Below are 16,249 nucleotides of genomic sequence, written 5' to 3' on the forward strand. Positions count from 1 at the left end.
AAACAATGAAGTCTAAGAGACGGTTGGTTAGCTGAAACCCTTATAATTTGAAATTATTATGACTCAAAAAAGCCTGAAACATGCAATTTTTATGTTTCAGGCTTTTTTGAGTCTTGTTGAAAGCACGAGGAACTGTTATCTGCTGTGCTCAAACTGATCTACTAGTGCAATGATTTCTTCAGGCGTTACATTTTTTTTCTGATTGTCAAGATTGATCACCTCCAATAAACCCATTCTTCCCGGTGTTTTTAAAAAAGTATTGACAAGGCTTAACTGATCGCTTTGATTGATGCCTCCGGTCTTGCTATCCCAACTTTCCAGTGTGGACAGGCAACCATCAGTCGGGGAATTGGGATAGAAAGACCAGCCTTCAAAAAAACTGCCATCCAGCGTGGAGCCATGAATGACAATATAACGCCTGCCTACAGCACCTGCCCAGAAACTCTCTTTCATTGGAGGATAGGCTTGCCATGAGGGAGGGAGTAAAACTTTATAGTTATCTAATTTCGTACCTGTGCTGTCATAAGGGAGCCCTCTGAAAAAAACTGAGTCAGCCTGATAGGGTAAAATGGACTGAAGCGTCGGTGTGGGTCCGATGAGTTTATCGATAGACACCCTGGCGCCGGCAATTCTGTATACACCCTGTGGCGTATTGCCGTTAGTAATAAAATAAGGCAGTCCGCTTCCGGATCTTGCCAGTTGTCTGAATATCTTCAATTTGCCATTTTCATCCCTGGCAAAATGCCCATCTTCATATTGGACAATACACAGACCGCTATAGTTACGGTCCCACCGTTGAAAACTATAAACTGTCTTTTGCTTCCAGAGTTGTTGATACCTGAATAATTCCAACACAGGGGGAGGAGGAGTTTGCTGATCAGCCAAGTGTCTTAATAGATAGGCATTCAACTGCTTTAAAAGCAGGATTTGACTACTGTTTGCAAACTGCTTTTCCATTTGTCGTATTAAACGATTACGATTGGAAACTGAACTATCTGTTCTGTAATCATAGAGAGCAGCAATAGCAAATAGTTTGGGATCTCTTTCATAGGGGAGTATGGCTTTTACCTCATCTTTGAATGTAAGCGGATAAATGCCATACACCGCGTTTAATAGAGCCTGCCGGGCAGAATTGTCCAACCGGAAATATTGCTGAAACATTTTCTCAAAACCACGTTGTGTGTATTGGTTCTTGATTAAAAACTGGGTTGCAGAAAGACAGGAATTTTCGAACTTATAGTCTGTATATTGATTAAGTGGTCCACTAAAGATTTCTTGAATGGTTTTTTCCATCAGGTATTTCTTAAAGCTGGCCCGTCTTTCGGCCATGACAAAATCACTGTGGATACTGCTTTTATCATATTGAATGATGCTGGGGGTAAATACCTGTGGACTATCGGGCGTCTGATGCAAAGTTGCCACCGATGTCCCCTGTTTCCCTTGATATGTATCGCCGGATGGCGTTGCAGTATGTGGCGCAGCGGGATAGACCGAGTCTTTTGCTTTTATAGAACTGTCAACTATCTGTGCACGTCCGTCATTCGTATAGGCAAGACTGATTATTATTATTGTCAGTTTTGCCCATAAACTGATAAGGTCATTAGAAAATATAGACCATTTTTTCGAGGATTTTATTATTACATTGCGTACTGCAGGAGTTGCTGAATGAAGGTCTTTTATCATCTGATTTTTATGCGCATTTGTGGTTTAAAGCCTAAAAATGACTACTTGGTTGTATTTTAAACAAAAATACAGCCACAAAAATAAGTATTCCGAAGCGGTAAACCCTACCTGCATTTAATAAGGTTTAATGTTTGCAAGTAGTATCTTTGCTACTCAATTTATTATATATGCACAATTCCTATAGTTATCAGGCCTTATTTAGATTTACGCTAAACGTCTTTAAAAAAATGGGCTGTAATGATACCCATGCCGATACGGCTACCAGCGTATTGTTAAGTGCAGATATGCGTGGTATTGATAGCCATGGAATCGCGCGTCTGTCTGGATATGTCCGGCTTTGGGAGGCAGGGCGCGTAAATCCTGTTCCCGATATTCGGATTGTTCATGAAACCCCTTCCTCAGCTGTTGTAGATGGTGATAAAGGGCTGGGGTTGGTCGTGGCACATGAGGCCATGAAAATAGCAATAAAAAAGGCCGAGGCTGTGGGCACAGGCTGGGTCAGCGTCAAGAACAGCAACCATTTTGGAATTGCGGGTGTGCATGCGATGATGGCTCTGGAGAAGGATATGATCGGCATGGCTATGACTAATGCCAGTGCTTTGGTTGCTCCGACTTTTTCCGCAGAACGAATGTTGGGTACAAACCCGATTGCCGTAGCGATACCCGCAGGCAAGGAACAACCCTTTGTCGCAGATCTTGCCACGACTACTGTAGCCAATGGTAAACTGGAAGTTGCGTCACGAAAAAATGAAGCTATACCTGAAGGGTGGGCGCAGGACAAGCAGGGGCGTCCAAGTGAAGATCCGGGTTGTATTAAAGAAGGTGGTGCTCTTTTGCCTTTGGGAGGAGATCGAATGCACGGCAGTCACAAAGGCTATGCATTAAGTAGTGTTGTAGATATCTTCTCAGCTGTATTGAGCGGTGCTTCTTATGGCCCCTGGGCCCCCCCATTTCCGGCCTATATACCAATGCCCGAAAATATGCCTGGTGAAGGGTTGGGGCATTTTTTGGGTGCTATGCGGGTTGATGCATTCCGGTCTAAAGAAAGCTTTTTTGACAACATGGATAAATGGATTGACCGGTTTAAAAATGCTAAGCCCGCGGCAGGCCATGACCGGGTACTGATTCCGGGAATGCCCGAAATGGAAAAAGAGGCCTATCACAAAATGCATGGGATACCACTACTGAAACCTGTAGTGGAAGATCTGAACGCTTTGGCCGGGAAATTGGGAATATCTTGCTTACCTTAAAAATAGAGAGAAATCGTCAGTCGATGAGCGTTATCTCAAGTGGCATAATGTTTGTTTTATATATGTAAACCATAAAGCTGAAAATCAAACTGTTCTATAATGCAAATAAAAAAAACTTTACTATTAGGAATGGGGGCTCTAATGGCACTGGGCGGCCAGGCCCAACAAACTGCAGATTATTCTATACCCAGGGTGACTCCCTTTTCCGGGGTCAATGATTACAGAACCTGGTCGATTGGTGTCTGGGGCGGACTATCCGCGCCCGCCACTCCATTTGGAAATAATGATTTTAAACGCATGGGCTTTGATCAACTGGGCGCTATATATGGTATCAGCCTTAAAAAGCAGATTTATCATGGATTCGGGCTACAGGCGGATGTCATGCGTGGCCAGGTAAAAGGGCATAATAAAGCTGGCCAGGATAATTGGTTGGCGCTTCACGACGGCGATCCCCTTACGTTTACCTTTGTGCGGAATTTTAAAACCAGTATCGACCTGGCAGCTTCGGTAAGTGGTGTATTTACTTTAGGGACGATTAATTGGTTAAATCGTCAGGCGACCGTTTTACCATACATCAGTGCCGGTGGAGGCTATATGCGTTTTCATACACAGGTAGGGAATACTGACGATGAGAGCGTCGGTTATATTAATGCGCGTGGCGATTTTGACGAGAGCAAACCGGATGCTTCCACGGCATTTTATATTCCGGTAGGTATCGGCGCTAAGTTTAATGTAGCCACCGGTATTAATCTGGACCTGAGCTATCGTACCAATTTTATTAACCATCATTTCTTTGATGGCGTTAACGGCAGTGGTCATCAGGACAAGTTTTCCGGCGTGAGAATAGGTCTAGAGTTTGCCCTGGGTAACCGCAGTAAACCGCAGCTCGCGGTGGTTAATGCGCCGGCACAGCTGGCTATGGACCTCTATGAGCGGAACCAGGACCTGAAACGCAAGATAGATCAATCTAATGAAGAGAATAAACAGGCTATTGAAGGGTTGCGGGGGCAATTAGAGGATGCAAAAAAAGACAGTGACGGCGATGGGGTAGCAGATATTTTTGACAAATGTCCCAATACAGAAAGCGGTGTGCGTGTAGATGGTGCCGGTTGTCCGCTGCCGCAACCAAAGCAAATTATTAAACAAGAAAAAGTAGTGGTTACACAACAAGACCGGAAAATTGTAGATGAAGCTATCAAGGATCTGGAATTTGATCTAGGTAAGGCCACGATTCGCGCGGCGTCTTTTCCAAGCCTGGACCGCGTTGCTGAACTACTGGTCAATAAACACTTTAGCCTCAAACTGGCCGGACATACGGATAATACAGGAAGTAATACTCTAAATATGCGTCTTTCTAAGGAAAGAGCAGAATCTGTAAAAGCTTATCTGGTATCTAAAGGAGCGAATGCGTCCAGAATCGAGGCTGTCGGTTATGGCTCCAGTCAGCCTATTGCCACCAACGATACTCCAGAAGGGAGGCAACAAAACAGAAGAGTGGAATTTACGCTTTACTAAAGCGGGGTCACATTTGTGGAAGCAGTTATAATCATCAAACAAAGGTGCGGCCATACCATGCCGGTTTATGGCCGCACCTTTGTTACAATTCTATTTTTCAACCCCGAAGAACAGAATTTGCTTGTATAAGGCGGCCTTTTGATCCAGATTGAGCCTGGCATACCGGGGTGACGGGGAAGGTAACAATATACTATGCTGGTGCGCCGGAAATAGTGACTTAAAATGCTTTTCAACGAAACGACTGGTAAAACAGACACATACGTTAGGGTAACGCTTTAATATATCGCCAATGGCCTTATCATTGTATGTGACAATCTCCAGGTCCTGATCTGCATTGGAGTCCTTGAGCCTGGTTATCTGTAGTAAAATGTCTGCTATACCGATGCCGTGAAGGGACAGGACAGCGGATTTGGTCTCCTGATCCGGCAAGGGCTTTTCAAATACTTTTTCTAGAATTTTCCAAAATTGATTGCGTCTGGCGCTGTAAAACCACTGGTTGCCAGGGTCGTCCGATAGGGTCGTACTTCGTCCGGGAAAACTACCCATAATGAGAACTTTTAGTGTATCAGGTATAAATGGAGCATGGGGGTGGGTCTCGATCTGCATGGAACAAAGTTAGTTTTTTGCCGTGAGATTAATCCTGATCCCCAATTTCTCCTTATTTTTAGCCTATGGAACAACCTAACTTGTACATGTGCCTGATCGGCTGCAAACCCGAAGGCCGACACATAGAACAACATGATATTTTTTTTGGCATAGCAGCCAGCGCCCCGGAATTGATCCGGCAGATGGAACAGTTCTGGCCGGATGGTGGAAGATTGCACCTGGATGCCTGGCGTAAGGTGACACGTGTAGACGGTTTTAAGGTGGAAGTCGTGGAAAGGCCAGATATCGTATCAGATAACCAGGATAACATGAGTAACGCCGGTTCTGCCCCCAGCTCCAATCACCTCTATTTTATTAATCTGGGTGGGTATCACCCAGACAGCTTCGAAGAGTGGCACCACAAACTGATCACTGTACAGTCGGGTAAAGCAGGAGCCATTGAGGCGGCCAAAGCTTCTGTTTTTTATAAAAATGCTGCTGGTTCTCATGTTGATGATCAATATGGGGTGGATATTGATGACCTGTATAATGTGGAGGATATTTTATCAGCAGACTTAAAGAAAAAGTACTTCCTGCACTTTAGGTTGGCCGGTGAAGGCGAAGAGGACCACTGGCAGATCGGATATACTAAGTTGACAAAACTTAGTCAGTTATTTGTATAATTAACTGGTTATGTTTGTTTTAATTTGGTGTGTAAAGCGGTTGAGGATGGGGGGTGTTCATGCTAAAGTTTTTATACACAGGTGCTGTTTTTACCAAAAAAACGAATTACATTTGCCCGCACCCATCATTTGGGTTAAAAGGGAATAATTCCATTATATTGCGATAGCAATATTTAAATTAATCGGATTTAGATATATAACTGGATATTAACGATACATGGCAAAAGATTCAAAGAAAGAAATAAAGCGGGAATTGGACCTGAGCGTCAATACCGGTGTTCAGGGTCAATATAAGAACTGGTTTCTAGACTATGCTTCCTATGTGATCTTAGAACGTGCGGTACCTGCTGTTGAAGACGGGTTAAAGCCTGTACAGCGCAGGATCCTTCATGCGATGAAAGAAATGGATGACGGGCGCTACAATAAAGTCGCAAATATTATCGGGCAATCCATGCAGTATCATCCACATGGAGATATGAGTATCGGAGACGCGCTGGTGAATATGGGACAAAAGGATCTACTGATCGATACGCAGGGTAACTGGGGAGACGTACGAACTGGTGACTCCGCCGCCGCTTCCCGTTATATTGAGGCAAGGCTTTCTAAGTTAGCCCTTGAAATTGCTTTTAATGCCAAGACTACGGGGTGGCAGCTTAGCTACGATGGCCGTAAGAACGAGCCTATCACGCTTCCCATGAAGTTTCCTTTACTACTCGCTCAAGGTGCTGAAGGAATTGCCGTAGGCCTTTCCACTAAAATACTGCCACATAACTTTATTGAGCTCTGTGAAGCATCCATCAAATACCTGAAGGGAAGGAAATTTGAACTGTTCCCAGACTTTTTGACCGGCGGAATGATTGATGTCTCTAATTACAATAAAGGGAAAAGAGGAGGCAAGGTAAAGGTTCGTGCAATCATCGAAGAACAGGACAAAAAGACATTGGTCATAAAAAGCGTTCCTTATGGCATTACGACTTCCTCATTGGTGGACAGTATTGTCAAAGCCAATGATAACGGTAAAATTAAAATCAAGAAGGTAACAGACGGCACAGCTCAGGAAGTGGCTATATATGTGGAACTGGCGCCGGGAATTTCTCCGGATATCACCATAGACGCCTTATATGCCTTTACGGATTGTGAGATCAGTATTTCTCCCAATGCCTGCGTTATTGTCGAGAACAAACCCCGTTTTATTACTGTCAATGAGCTCCTTGAAACATCCACAGAGAATACCAAGGAATTGTTGAAAAGGGAATTGGAGATCAAGCTTGCTGAACTGGAAGAAAAATGGCATTATACTTCACTGGAAAAAATCTTCTTTGAGGAGAAAATATACAAAGAACTAGAGCAAAAACATAAAAGCTGGGATGATGTCATTGATGCAATAGATAAAGCATTTATTCCTTACAAAAAGAAGCTCAAAAGAGCGATTCATCGCGAGGACCTGTTAAAACTTACAGAGAAACCGGTTCGCCGTATCTATCGGCTGGATATCAACGACCTTATAGAACAGATAAAAGCGATTGACGAAGAGATTAATCAGGTGAATTTTAATCTGGAACACCTCACCGATTTTGCGATCGCGTATTTTGAAAACCTGATTAAAAAATTCGGAAAGGGAAGGGAAAGAAAAACAGAGATCAAGCTTTTTGATTCTATTGAAGCCAAGCATGTGGTTATTGCCAACACGAAACTGTATATAAATGCAGCAGAAGGATTTATCGGCACCAGTCTTAAGAAAAACGATTTCTTATGTGAATGCTCTGATCTGGATGATATCATATGTTTTACCAAGGCAGGGAAGATGAAAGTTGTCCGTGTGGCGGATAAAGTCTTTATCGGCAAAGATATTCTGCACGCAGCTGTCTTCCAGAAAGGAGACGAAAGGACTACCTTTAATATGATCTATGTGGATGGGAAATCTGGCGTTTCCTATGCCAAACGTTTTAATGTGACTGCCATCACAAGAGATAAGGAATACGACCTTACCAAAGGAAGCGATAAGAGCAAGGTACATTATTTTACAGCGAATCCCAATGGAGAAGCGGAAGTTGTTCGCATTTTACTCAGCCCTAACTGTAATGCCCGGAATAAAGAGCTTGACTTCGATTTTAGTACGCTGGAGATTAAAGGCAGAAGCTCTAATGGTAATCAAGTGGTTAAATATCCGATTCGCTCTGTTAAATTAAAGGAGAAAGGGAAATCCACGTTGGAAGGCCGAAAACTTTGGTTTGATGATAAGTTTGGCCGACTTAATATGGAAGAGAAAGGTAATCTCCTGGGGTCTTTTGACGACGAAAATATCCTCGTGATTTATAGTGACGGCAGCTATGAGATTGTCGATACTGAGTTATCACAACGATTTGATGTAGAGAAGGTTATTCTTATAGAGAAGTTTGATCCTGAAAAAGTCATTACAGCGGTTTATCTGGATAATGATAAAAAACAGTTTAATGTTAAGCGGTTCAGGATTGAAACCAACACCATGAAGTCTAAATTCAGTTTTATCAAGGACGGAGAAGGAAACTATGTTGAGGCTGTAACCATGGATGAACAGCCGGTCTTACAAGTTCAGATTGGCAGAGGAAGTTCCCAAAGGACGACTAAGTTTCGCATTGCAAACCTGGTAGAAGTGATGGGCTGGAAAGCCGTCGGTGCCAAGTTAATGGACTTCAGTAAATCTGTAGCGATGGAATGGATCAGTCCCAAAAAAACAGCCGGAAATGCGGATGACCAGCCGAGTCTGTTTTAGCGTATCCTGTGCGTGTTGCCTTGAGATAAATTATAATAGCAGTAAAAGAAATGTCCGCTTCACGTTCAAATGAAGCGGACATTTCTTTTACCCGGACAATCTCATTATTAGGCCATTAAGCGCTGTTCAGCTATGGTTGCTCTGTCGTAGGACTCTCTTCCTTTACAGGAATCATAATTGACGCAGCAATACTGATGCCTACACACAGCACGATAACACCCAGGGAGATCCCTATCGGAATATGGATATGGAAAAATTCAATGAGCATTTTCACCCCGATAAAGATCAGAATAAAGGCAATGCCTTGTTGAAGGAATCTAAACTTGTTAGCCGCGCCTCTCAACAGAAAAAACAGGCTTCTCAGTCCCAGGATCGCAAAAATATTACTGGAATATATAACCAAGATGTCACTGCTTGAAAATGCTGCATTCGGGCTGTCTTTTACAAGGGAAACTACTGTAGGGATACTATCCAGCGCAAAGGCGATATCGGTAACGGCCAGGACAATGACTACCAGGGTCAGTGATGTAAAAAACTTTTTGCCATTTCTTTTGATGACATATTTGCCCATGGGCTCTTCGTCTGTAAATGGAAGGGCACGTTGTATCCATTTAAAGAATTTAGAGTCCATCATATTGAATTCATGAGATTCCTTTTGGGCGAAGAGCTTAATTCCTGTGTAGAGTAAAAAGGCCCCGAATATATACATAACCCAGTGGAAACGGTCAATCAGGCCAATACCTACGGCGATAAACAGGATTCTAAAGACAATGGCCAGCAGAATGCCTATCAGCAGGGCACGGCCCATATCGCTTTCTTTAACTTTAAAAGCCGCAAATATGAGTATGAATACAAATATATTGTCAATGCTAAGGCTCCATTCCATTAGATAAGCCGAAATATATTTGGTGGCGGCATTCGAGCCATTTTCATACCAGACAAAGACCCAAAATGCAAGGGAAAGTCCGATCCAGAAAGCGGTTTGAATACTTGCCTGCTTGATGGAGATCTCTTTTCCTTTTTTACTCATGAGTCCTAAATCCAGCAGCAATGCTATGATCAGGACGATGCCAAAGATACCATAAACGATTTCTGTGTGTGTCAGGGCCATAGTAAGCGTTGAAAGCGGTGTTGAGACCAGAGTTGTAATAGTTGTTGTTAGTAGTGTTATGTTCATGATGTAAAAATAAAGGATTTTTGGATTGGCAATTCTTTTTCTTCTTTTATGCACCTGATTGTTTAGGCAACTACTGCTACCGGCCGCTTAGATCTCTTACGGCATCCGTCACTTTTAATATGGCAGTTGTAATATCCTGTTCAGTTGTAAATCTTCCCAGGCTAAACCGGATACTGCTTCTGGCCTGATCTTCAGACAGACCCATTGCTAAAAGGACATGACTGGGCTCGTTACTGGCCGTACTGCAGGCAGAGCCGCTTGAAACCGCAATGTCGGGGTTTAAACGCCCGAGAAGCTGCCTGCCTATGGTGCCCTCAAACCGGAGATTACTGACATGTCCCAGCCGGGGTGTTTCCCTGTCTGTGTTTACTTGTACGCCAGGCAGTTTTGTCAGTGCATGCTCGAGCCGATCTCTAAGGGACTGGATATTTTGTAAACTTTGTACCTCGCGAGGGTCTTTACAAATGGAAAGCGCTTCTGCCAGTCCTACAATGTCCGGCACGTTCAGTGTACCGCTTCGCATGGCTTTTTCATGACCGCCTCCGTGTATCTGTTCACTAAGCCGCACTCTGGGGTTTTTTCTGCGGACATATAATCCACCAATTCCTTTGGGTGCATATATTTTGTGACCTGAGAAAGCCATTAAATCGATATTGTCGTTTAGAACATGAATCGGTAATTTCCCCAGGGCTTGAGTGGCATCTGTAAAAAAGAGGACCCCTTTTTTATGACATAATTCCCCGATCCGCCGGAAAGGTTGGATCACCCCTGTTTCATTATTGGCGACCATTACAGCGACCAGTACCGTGTCCGGTCGGATAGCGGTTTCTAATACTTTCAGATCGATCATCCCTGCTGAATTAACCGGAAGATAGGTTAGTTCTGCATCTTTTTGTTCCAGCCACTTGCAGGTGTCCAGAACTGCGGGGTGCTCTGTTGTGACAGTAATAATATGTCGTCCCTTTGATCTGTAAGTTTCAAGAACTCCTTTGATCGCCAGGTTGCAGCTCTCGGTGGCGCCGGAGGTAAAAATGATTTCTGACGGGTCGGCACCCATTGATCTGGCAATCCGGCTACGGGCATTCTCCACCGCTTCATGGGCCTTACGACCATAGGGGTGGGCACTGGCTGCATTGCCGAACTGCATAGAAAAAAAGGGTAAGATCTTAGATATTACCCTTTCATCCACCGGTGTGGTTGCATTATAATCCAAATAGATCATTCCTATTTTAATTTCGGCTAGGATTTTTTTACAGTAAATTCAATATCCCAGTTGCTCCAGCGTAAAGTGACCAGACCTGTATCATCTAATTTGATGGTAAATTGCTCTACCTGATCAGTACTCATTTTTGTGGGTACTTCTACACGCATAAAATCGTTGGATTCGTCATAATTTGTACCCCATTGATTCCAGAGTTTGTTAAATATCAGTACCGTCTGATCTTTATCGGGAATCGTGTAAAGGCTATACTTGCCCGCCGGCAGTTTCTTTCCTTCGATTGTAACATCCTGATCAACCTGGAAGAGTGTAGCCTCATTCGCACCGGTACGCCATACTTTGCCGAAAGGAACAATGGTGGTAATCTCTCTACCCTTTAAATAAGGCCTGCCATAGACAATTTTAATATTGACACCGGATGTCGTTGTGGCTGATACACTGTCTTTGGGGCTGGCTCTTTTTTTAGGCTGTTGCGCGCTGGCTAGAACGCCAAGACCGATGGCAAACAGGCAAACCAGAATTAGCTTTTTCATCTGTTTAATTTAAATGTTTTAAAATGGCATCCCGAAATCCGCCAATAGCCATCAAATATACAATGACCGTACGGCGGTTCCATGGTATGAAGTTTCCGCTGATGAAATTACGTTAAAGATTTTAATGAATGCAGAGAAGTAATGGACTTTAGAAATATTTTATAGGATCAGTGGACGGACCATTAAAAACGGAATAGTGCGCTATTTGAGATAACGTTTGATTTCCCGGTCGGTATCTCGTTTTTTGAGGGTTTCCCGTTTGTCGTGGAGTTTTTTACCTTTGGCTACACCGATTTCCACTTTGACGAGGTTTTTATCATTGATAAAGACCTGTAACGGGATAATAGTGAGCCCTTTCTCTTTAATGCTTGCCTGTAGCCTTTTTAGTTCTCTTTTGGTCAGCAGTAATTTTCTGTCATGTACCGGAATGTGGTTGTTAGTGGTGCCTAATCCGTATTGGCCGATAAAAAGCCCTCTTAACCAGAGTTCTCCTTTATCAAACAGACAGAAACTGTCATTGAAACTTACCTTGCCACTACGGATACTCTTGACTTCGGTGCCAAGTAATACAATACCCGCAACATACTTAGTATCAATGTTGTAATGAAAATATGCCTGTCTGTTGGAATGTGTTGCGCCCATAACATTTTTATCTTTCTATCAATAACCCTGGGATAATTTTGCCTTGCTACAATAGCGTCATTGACAAAATAGCACGGTTACCGGTTGGACCAGAAATGCCGTGCGTTTGAATGTAATTGTATTTGCTGCGTCTGTTTTTTAAACTTTGAAGTGACGGAGCATAACACTTAGCTTGTCTTTCAAGGATTTTCTGTCTACAATGAAATCCAGAAAACCGTGATCTAATAAGAACTCACTGCGTTGAAAACCCTTAGGTAAATCCTTTCTTATCGTCTCTTTTATAATACGTGGGCCTGCAAATCCGATCAGGGCACCTGGCTCAGCGATATTGATATCGCCCAGCATGGCAAAACTGGCGGAGACGCCACCAAAGGTTGGGTCTGTCAATAATGAAACATAAGGCAGCTGGGCATCGCTTAATTGAGATAACTTGGCACTGGTTTTCGCCATTTGCATCAGAGAAAAAGCGCTTTCCATCATGCGTGCGCCTCCAGATTTACTGATCACCATAAAGGGGACCTTTTTATCAATAGCATAATCTACTGCCCGGCTGAACTTTTCTCCCATCACGCTGCCCAATGAACCGCCAATAAAGGCAAAATCCATGCAAGCGACAATGATGGGTGCACCGTTCATGCTACCGGAAGCAACCCGCATGCTGTCTTTGAGATCTGTTTTACTATAAATATCATCCAGACGTTTTTGATAGGACTTTAAGTCTGTAAACCCTAAAAAGTCCACACTTTTGATTCCTTCAAAATGTTCTTTAAAATTTCTATCGTCAAATAAAATCTTGAAATAATCCTCACTGCTGATCCGGTGGTGATATCCGCATTTGGGACACACATACAGGTTTTCTTCCAGTTCTGAGGAGGTACAGATATAATTACATTCCGGGCATTTGCTCCAGAGTCCTTCTGGGACCTCTTTTTTTTCAGAGGTGGTTGTCTGAATGCCTTTGCGCAATCTTTGAAACCATCTTTGTTTGGGTTCTCCTTCCGTTTTCTTATCCTGCTCCGGTATATAACTATTTTCTGATTTCAGTTCTTCTTCGCTCATATTTACTTTTAGATATATGTTTCAGACTGACAAAATTAAGGACTTTCCTACTTTATCAGGCAATTTAAAGGTATTTGTTTTATCTATGTAGACAAACGGTTGTTATTTTTAGAGAACTGATTTTAAATCGTAGAATTATTTACCCAGTTTTTTAAAATCGACCGCCTGAAGCGAAGAGAATACCGTTGTCGCCTCTTCCATAGATACTTTAGGAATGCTGATGATCATTTTGCAAAATAGCTGAGACTCCTGGCTTTTGATGGTTGCATTAAAAGTCTTAATCCAGCGCATTACTTCACCGAGCCGGGTATAATCGAAGTCCAACTGGCAATCCTCCATAATCTGTTTTTTAATGATAGGTACCATTTGCAAGGCTAGGGCGGCAGACGTTTTATACGCATTGATCAGTCCGGGCACTCCCAGAAGTGTTCCACCAAAATAGCGCACCACAATGATCGCTACATCCGTAAGCCCTTTACTGGTGATCTGACCCAGAATCGGTTTGCCGGCACTGCCTGAAGGCTCTCCGTCGTCGCTACTTCTGAAAATTAAATTGTCCGGCCCCAATTTATAGGCAAAACAAAAATGAACGGCCTTGCCATGTTCTTTTTTGAGTTCCGATTGCCGCTGCTTAAAGTCTTCCGGATGTTTGATGGGGAATGCATAGGCCAGGAATTTACTGCCTCTGTCTTTGAATTCGGCAATCGCCTCCTGACCAATTGTAAAAAATGATGTCTCCTGTGTCGTCATGTATGCTGGTCCTAATCGTTTTGAGCTGCAAAATAGCATATTTTATCCTGACCAAGCCTGATTGATTGCAAGAATATACTCTTATTAAGGACAGGCGCAGCAAGTCCCTGTTCTATTCTGAGTGAAGTATTGGTGACGATGCTGCATTCATCCCAGAGCTGCATGTCTATGAAAGATTGAAGTAGCGAAGCGCCGCCTTCCACCAAAATGCTTTGAATATTTTCCCGGTAACAGTAGTCAGCTATTTGTATTGGCCATGGTAATTCATTATTAAGCCTTTCAAAGCGCAAGTGGGCGCCTTGCTCGTGACTGGTCTTTAACCGGTTAAAAATAACCGTGTGCTGTGGGGGCTGCATCAGTTTTGCGGTGCCGGGAATTTCTAAATGCCCATCGACTACCATTCTAATCGGACTCGGACCATGATAATGTCTGTTATTAAGTGCCGGGTCATCTTTAAGTGCGGTATGTTTGCCTATCAGAATAGCTGCATTTTCAGCGCGCCATTTATGTACCAGCCTGTCTGTAAGAGGGCCGCTGATCTTGAGACGCTCCTCCAGCCCTCTCTGATGAACCGGTGCTATGTATCCGTCAGCGGTTTCGGCCCATTTAAGGATGATATAAGGTCTTCTCCTGGCATGGAAAGTGAAAAAACGTCGATTCACTGCGAGGCATTCTTTTTGCCAGGGACCTTCCAGAATCACGTCAATGCCTGCCTGTTTTAATTTTTCAATCCCTTTACCCGCAACTTTGGCAAAGCTATCCTTGCAGCCAATGACGACTCTTGGGATCCGGTGGCGGACAATCAGATCTGCACAGGGTGGTGTTTTGCCGTGGTGTGCACAGGGTTCCAGTGAAACATATAGGGTGGAAGCTGAGATCAGATGATTGTCCGCTTCTTTAACAGAAGCCAGGCAATTCACTTCTGCATGGGCTTCCCCATAGCGTTTATGCCAGCCCTCTCCCAGGATGCGGCCCTGGTGCACCAGTATGGCACCTACCATGGGATTCGGTGCAACATACCCAGCTCCCTTTTTGGCCAGTTCCAGGCACCTTGACATGTAAGTACTGTGTTCCACATTAATACTCTCCTGCATATTGCAAATGTAGAATATATTGGGCGACAATCTTACGTGGCCAATTAGTTTTCAGGGAGCCTACCTGAAAAAAAGGCTCAGCCATATATCAGGGGGAGCGATAATCAGGAGATACTTCCGGGTAAAAATCGGAGACTTACTGCCATAGCCAGGCAATACGACTATGAGCTGGCTGACGGCAGCCTACTGATCCAATCCTTTTGTATATAATAATTATTCATATGTTTAATTAATCCACTTTTAGTTTGTAACTTTTAGTATTGTTCTAACTGCCCTTTTTCGATCAATATTTTCCAGGCGCGTGGTTACAATTTATAGAGTAATCCTACACCAAGAATAGACTGTGTCTGAAATTTAGGACCTTTGCCTTCTACCGGCCGGTAAAGATCATCATAGGCCAGGTTAAAGTTCCAGGTAACGGCAATAGCTTTGGTCAGCTTAGCTGCAAAGGTATTGGTCATGAACATATAAATGTTCTGCGGGTCCTGCAGATAATTGCTGTATAGTTCCAGGTTGCCTGTATAGGAAATTGTTTTTGTGATATTTGCGGTGTAGCCTGCATTGAGCAAGAAACCAAACTGAAATTTCACTTGTTTCCCCGTGTCCACACCATAGGCACCTTGATCAGACAAGGTCTGATTGGCAACGACCAGTGCTCTGGCTGCTACAGGAGACAGGAATAAATTAAAATTCTTGAAAGGTTTGTAGGTAATACCAGGTGCAAGTGTGATATAGGCTGGCGCAAAAAAAGCGGAATTCATTTCCTTCGTTTCATTGCCATCTGCATCCTCACCATATGTATATCCTTTAAAGCCTTGCGTTCTCAGGCGAAAAAGGGCAGATACATCCAATTTAGGACTGATAGAGTGCCCGTATAAAGAAACCAGATCGATCAGGTCAGCGCTTTTACGACCGTCCAATCCGGAAGTTTTCAGATAACCATATTGGACATTTAGGTTGTTCGCCCAGCTGTCTTTTCCTTTCTGGTAATCTGCATATAAATTGACAAATGCATTGGCAGAAAGGGCGTCTGTACCGCCGCCGGACCAATTACCTAATGAAGTCTGAGCGACATTGACAGACACGGAACCACCTTTGTTCCAGTTTTTCGTGGAGTCATAGGTTCTGCCTGTTTTATCGATTTTGTTATTCAGATCGGACTTAATATCCGTTCTGCCGTTATCCTGTGCATTAGCGAAGGCTGCGACAAGTAAAAATGCCCCGAAAAGTAGTTTTTTCATGTGTATGGATTTTGTTTTTCTATAGTGACGAATATTGACGCAATAGCGTATTACTGGAACCAATTA

At 43.4% G+C, this 16,249-nt stretch carries 14 protein-coding genes; 4 read left to right on the top strand and 10 right to left on the bottom strand.

From position 1 onward, the window contains the following. Positions 1-135 precede the first annotated feature (135 nt). Complete coding sequence (locus K9M52_RS14270; RefSeq protein WP_224069109.1) at positions 136-1,683, bottom strand: hypothetical protein; 1,548 nt, start codon at positions 1,681-1,683, stop codon at positions 136-138. Between the two features lie 167 nt (positions 1,684-1,850). Here K9M52_RS14270 and K9M52_RS14275 point away from each other — a divergent pair, with 167 nt between their 5' ends. Beyond that, complete coding sequence (locus K9M52_RS14275) at positions 1,851-2,933, top strand: Ldh family oxidoreductase (protein ID WP_224069110.1); 1,083 nt, start codon at positions 1,851-1,853, stop codon at positions 2,931-2,933. Positions 2,934-3,032: 99 nt separating this feature from the next. Beyond that, a complete protein-coding gene (locus K9M52_RS14280; RefSeq protein ID WP_224069111.1) occupies positions 3,033-4,448 on the top strand; it encodes an OmpA family protein in 1,416 nt (471 codons plus the stop codon). 90 nt (positions 4,449-4,538) lie between these two features. Here K9M52_RS14280 and K9M52_RS14285 read toward each other — a convergent pair whose 3' ends face one another. Then, positions 4,539-5,054, bottom strand: coding sequence for a uracil-DNA glycosylase family protein (locus tag K9M52_RS14285; RefSeq protein ID WP_224069112.1), 516 nt, complete (start codon positions 5,052-5,054; stop codon positions 4,539-4,541). A gap of 65 nt (positions 5,055-5,119) precedes the next feature. Here K9M52_RS14285 and K9M52_RS14290 point away from each other — a divergent pair, with 65 nt between their 5' ends. After that, the gene (locus tag K9M52_RS14290) at positions 5,120-5,716 is read left to right on the top strand and encodes a DUF1543 domain-containing protein (protein ID WP_224069113.1); all 597 of its coding nucleotides are present in this window, start codon (positions 5,120-5,122) and stop codon (positions 5,714-5,716) included. A gap of 217 nt (positions 5,717-5,933) precedes the next feature. After that, on the top strand, positions 5,934-8,468 hold the full coding sequence (locus K9M52_RS14295) for a DNA gyrase/topoisomerase IV subunit A (protein WP_224069114.1): 2,535 nt from the start codon (positions 5,934-5,936) through the stop codon (positions 8,466-8,468). Positions 8,469-8,598: 130 nt separating this feature from the next. On the opposite strand, the gene K9M52_RS14300 is transcribed toward K9M52_RS14295, so the two are convergent. From K9M52_RS14300 to K9M52_RS14335, 8 genes are all read right to left on the bottom strand, one after another. Then, entirely contained in the window at positions 8,599-9,645 is a 1,047-nt protein-coding gene (locus K9M52_RS14300; protein WP_224069115.1) for a TerC/Alx family metal homeostasis membrane protein, read from the bottom strand. A 76-nt stretch (positions 9,646-9,721) separates the two neighbouring features. Further along, positions 9,722-10,867, bottom strand: coding sequence for a cysteine desulfurase family protein (locus tag K9M52_RS14305; protein WP_224069116.1), 1,146 nt, complete (start codon positions 10,865-10,867; stop codon positions 9,722-9,724). Positions 10,868-10,884: 17 nt separating this feature from the next. After that, positions 10,885-11,397, bottom strand: coding sequence for a DUF2911 domain-containing protein (locus K9M52_RS14310; RefSeq protein WP_224069117.1), 513 nt, complete (start codon positions 11,395-11,397; stop codon positions 10,885-10,887). Positions 11,398-11,598: 201 nt separating this feature from the next. Continuing rightward, positions 11,599-12,039, bottom strand: coding sequence for an SsrA-binding protein SmpB (gene smpB, locus K9M52_RS14315; protein ID WP_224069118.1), 441 nt, complete (start codon positions 12,037-12,039; stop codon positions 11,599-11,601). Between the two features lie 138 nt (positions 12,040-12,177). Then, on the bottom strand, positions 12,178-13,098 hold the full coding sequence (gene accD / locus K9M52_RS14320; protein ID WP_224069119.1) for an acetyl-CoA carboxylase, carboxyltransferase subunit beta: 921 nt from the start codon (positions 13,096-13,098) through the stop codon (positions 12,178-12,180). 135 nt (positions 13,099-13,233) lie between these two features. Beyond that, the gene (locus K9M52_RS14325) at positions 13,234-13,848 is read right to left on the bottom strand and encodes an IMPACT family protein (RefSeq protein ID WP_224069120.1); all 615 of its coding nucleotides are present in this window, start codon (positions 13,846-13,848) and stop codon (positions 13,234-13,236) included. An 11-nt stretch (positions 13,849-13,859) separates the two neighbouring features. Further along, positions 13,860-14,942: a bifunctional diaminohydroxyphosphoribosylaminopyrimidine deaminase/5-amino-6-(5-phosphoribosylamino)uracil reductase RibD gene (ribD, locus tag K9M52_RS14330; protein WP_224069121.1), complete on the bottom strand. Its 1,083-nt coding sequence runs from the start codon at positions 14,940-14,942 to the stop codon at positions 13,860-13,862. Between the two features lie 305 nt (positions 14,943-15,247). Next, positions 15,248-16,183 carry a DUF3078 domain-containing protein gene (locus tag K9M52_RS14335; RefSeq protein WP_224069122.1) on the bottom strand — a complete coding sequence of 312 codons (936 nt, stop codon included), beginning with the start codon at positions 16,181-16,183 and terminating at the stop codon, positions 15,248-15,250. Between the last annotated feature and the right edge of the window lie 66 nt (positions 16,184-16,249).

Origin of the sequence: Arachidicoccus terrestris, from assembly GCF_020042345.1 — a bacterium.
In the GTDB taxonomy this organism is placed as follows: domain Bacteria; phylum Bacteroidota; class Bacteroidia; order Chitinophagales; family Chitinophagaceae; genus Arachidicoccus; species Arachidicoccus terrestris.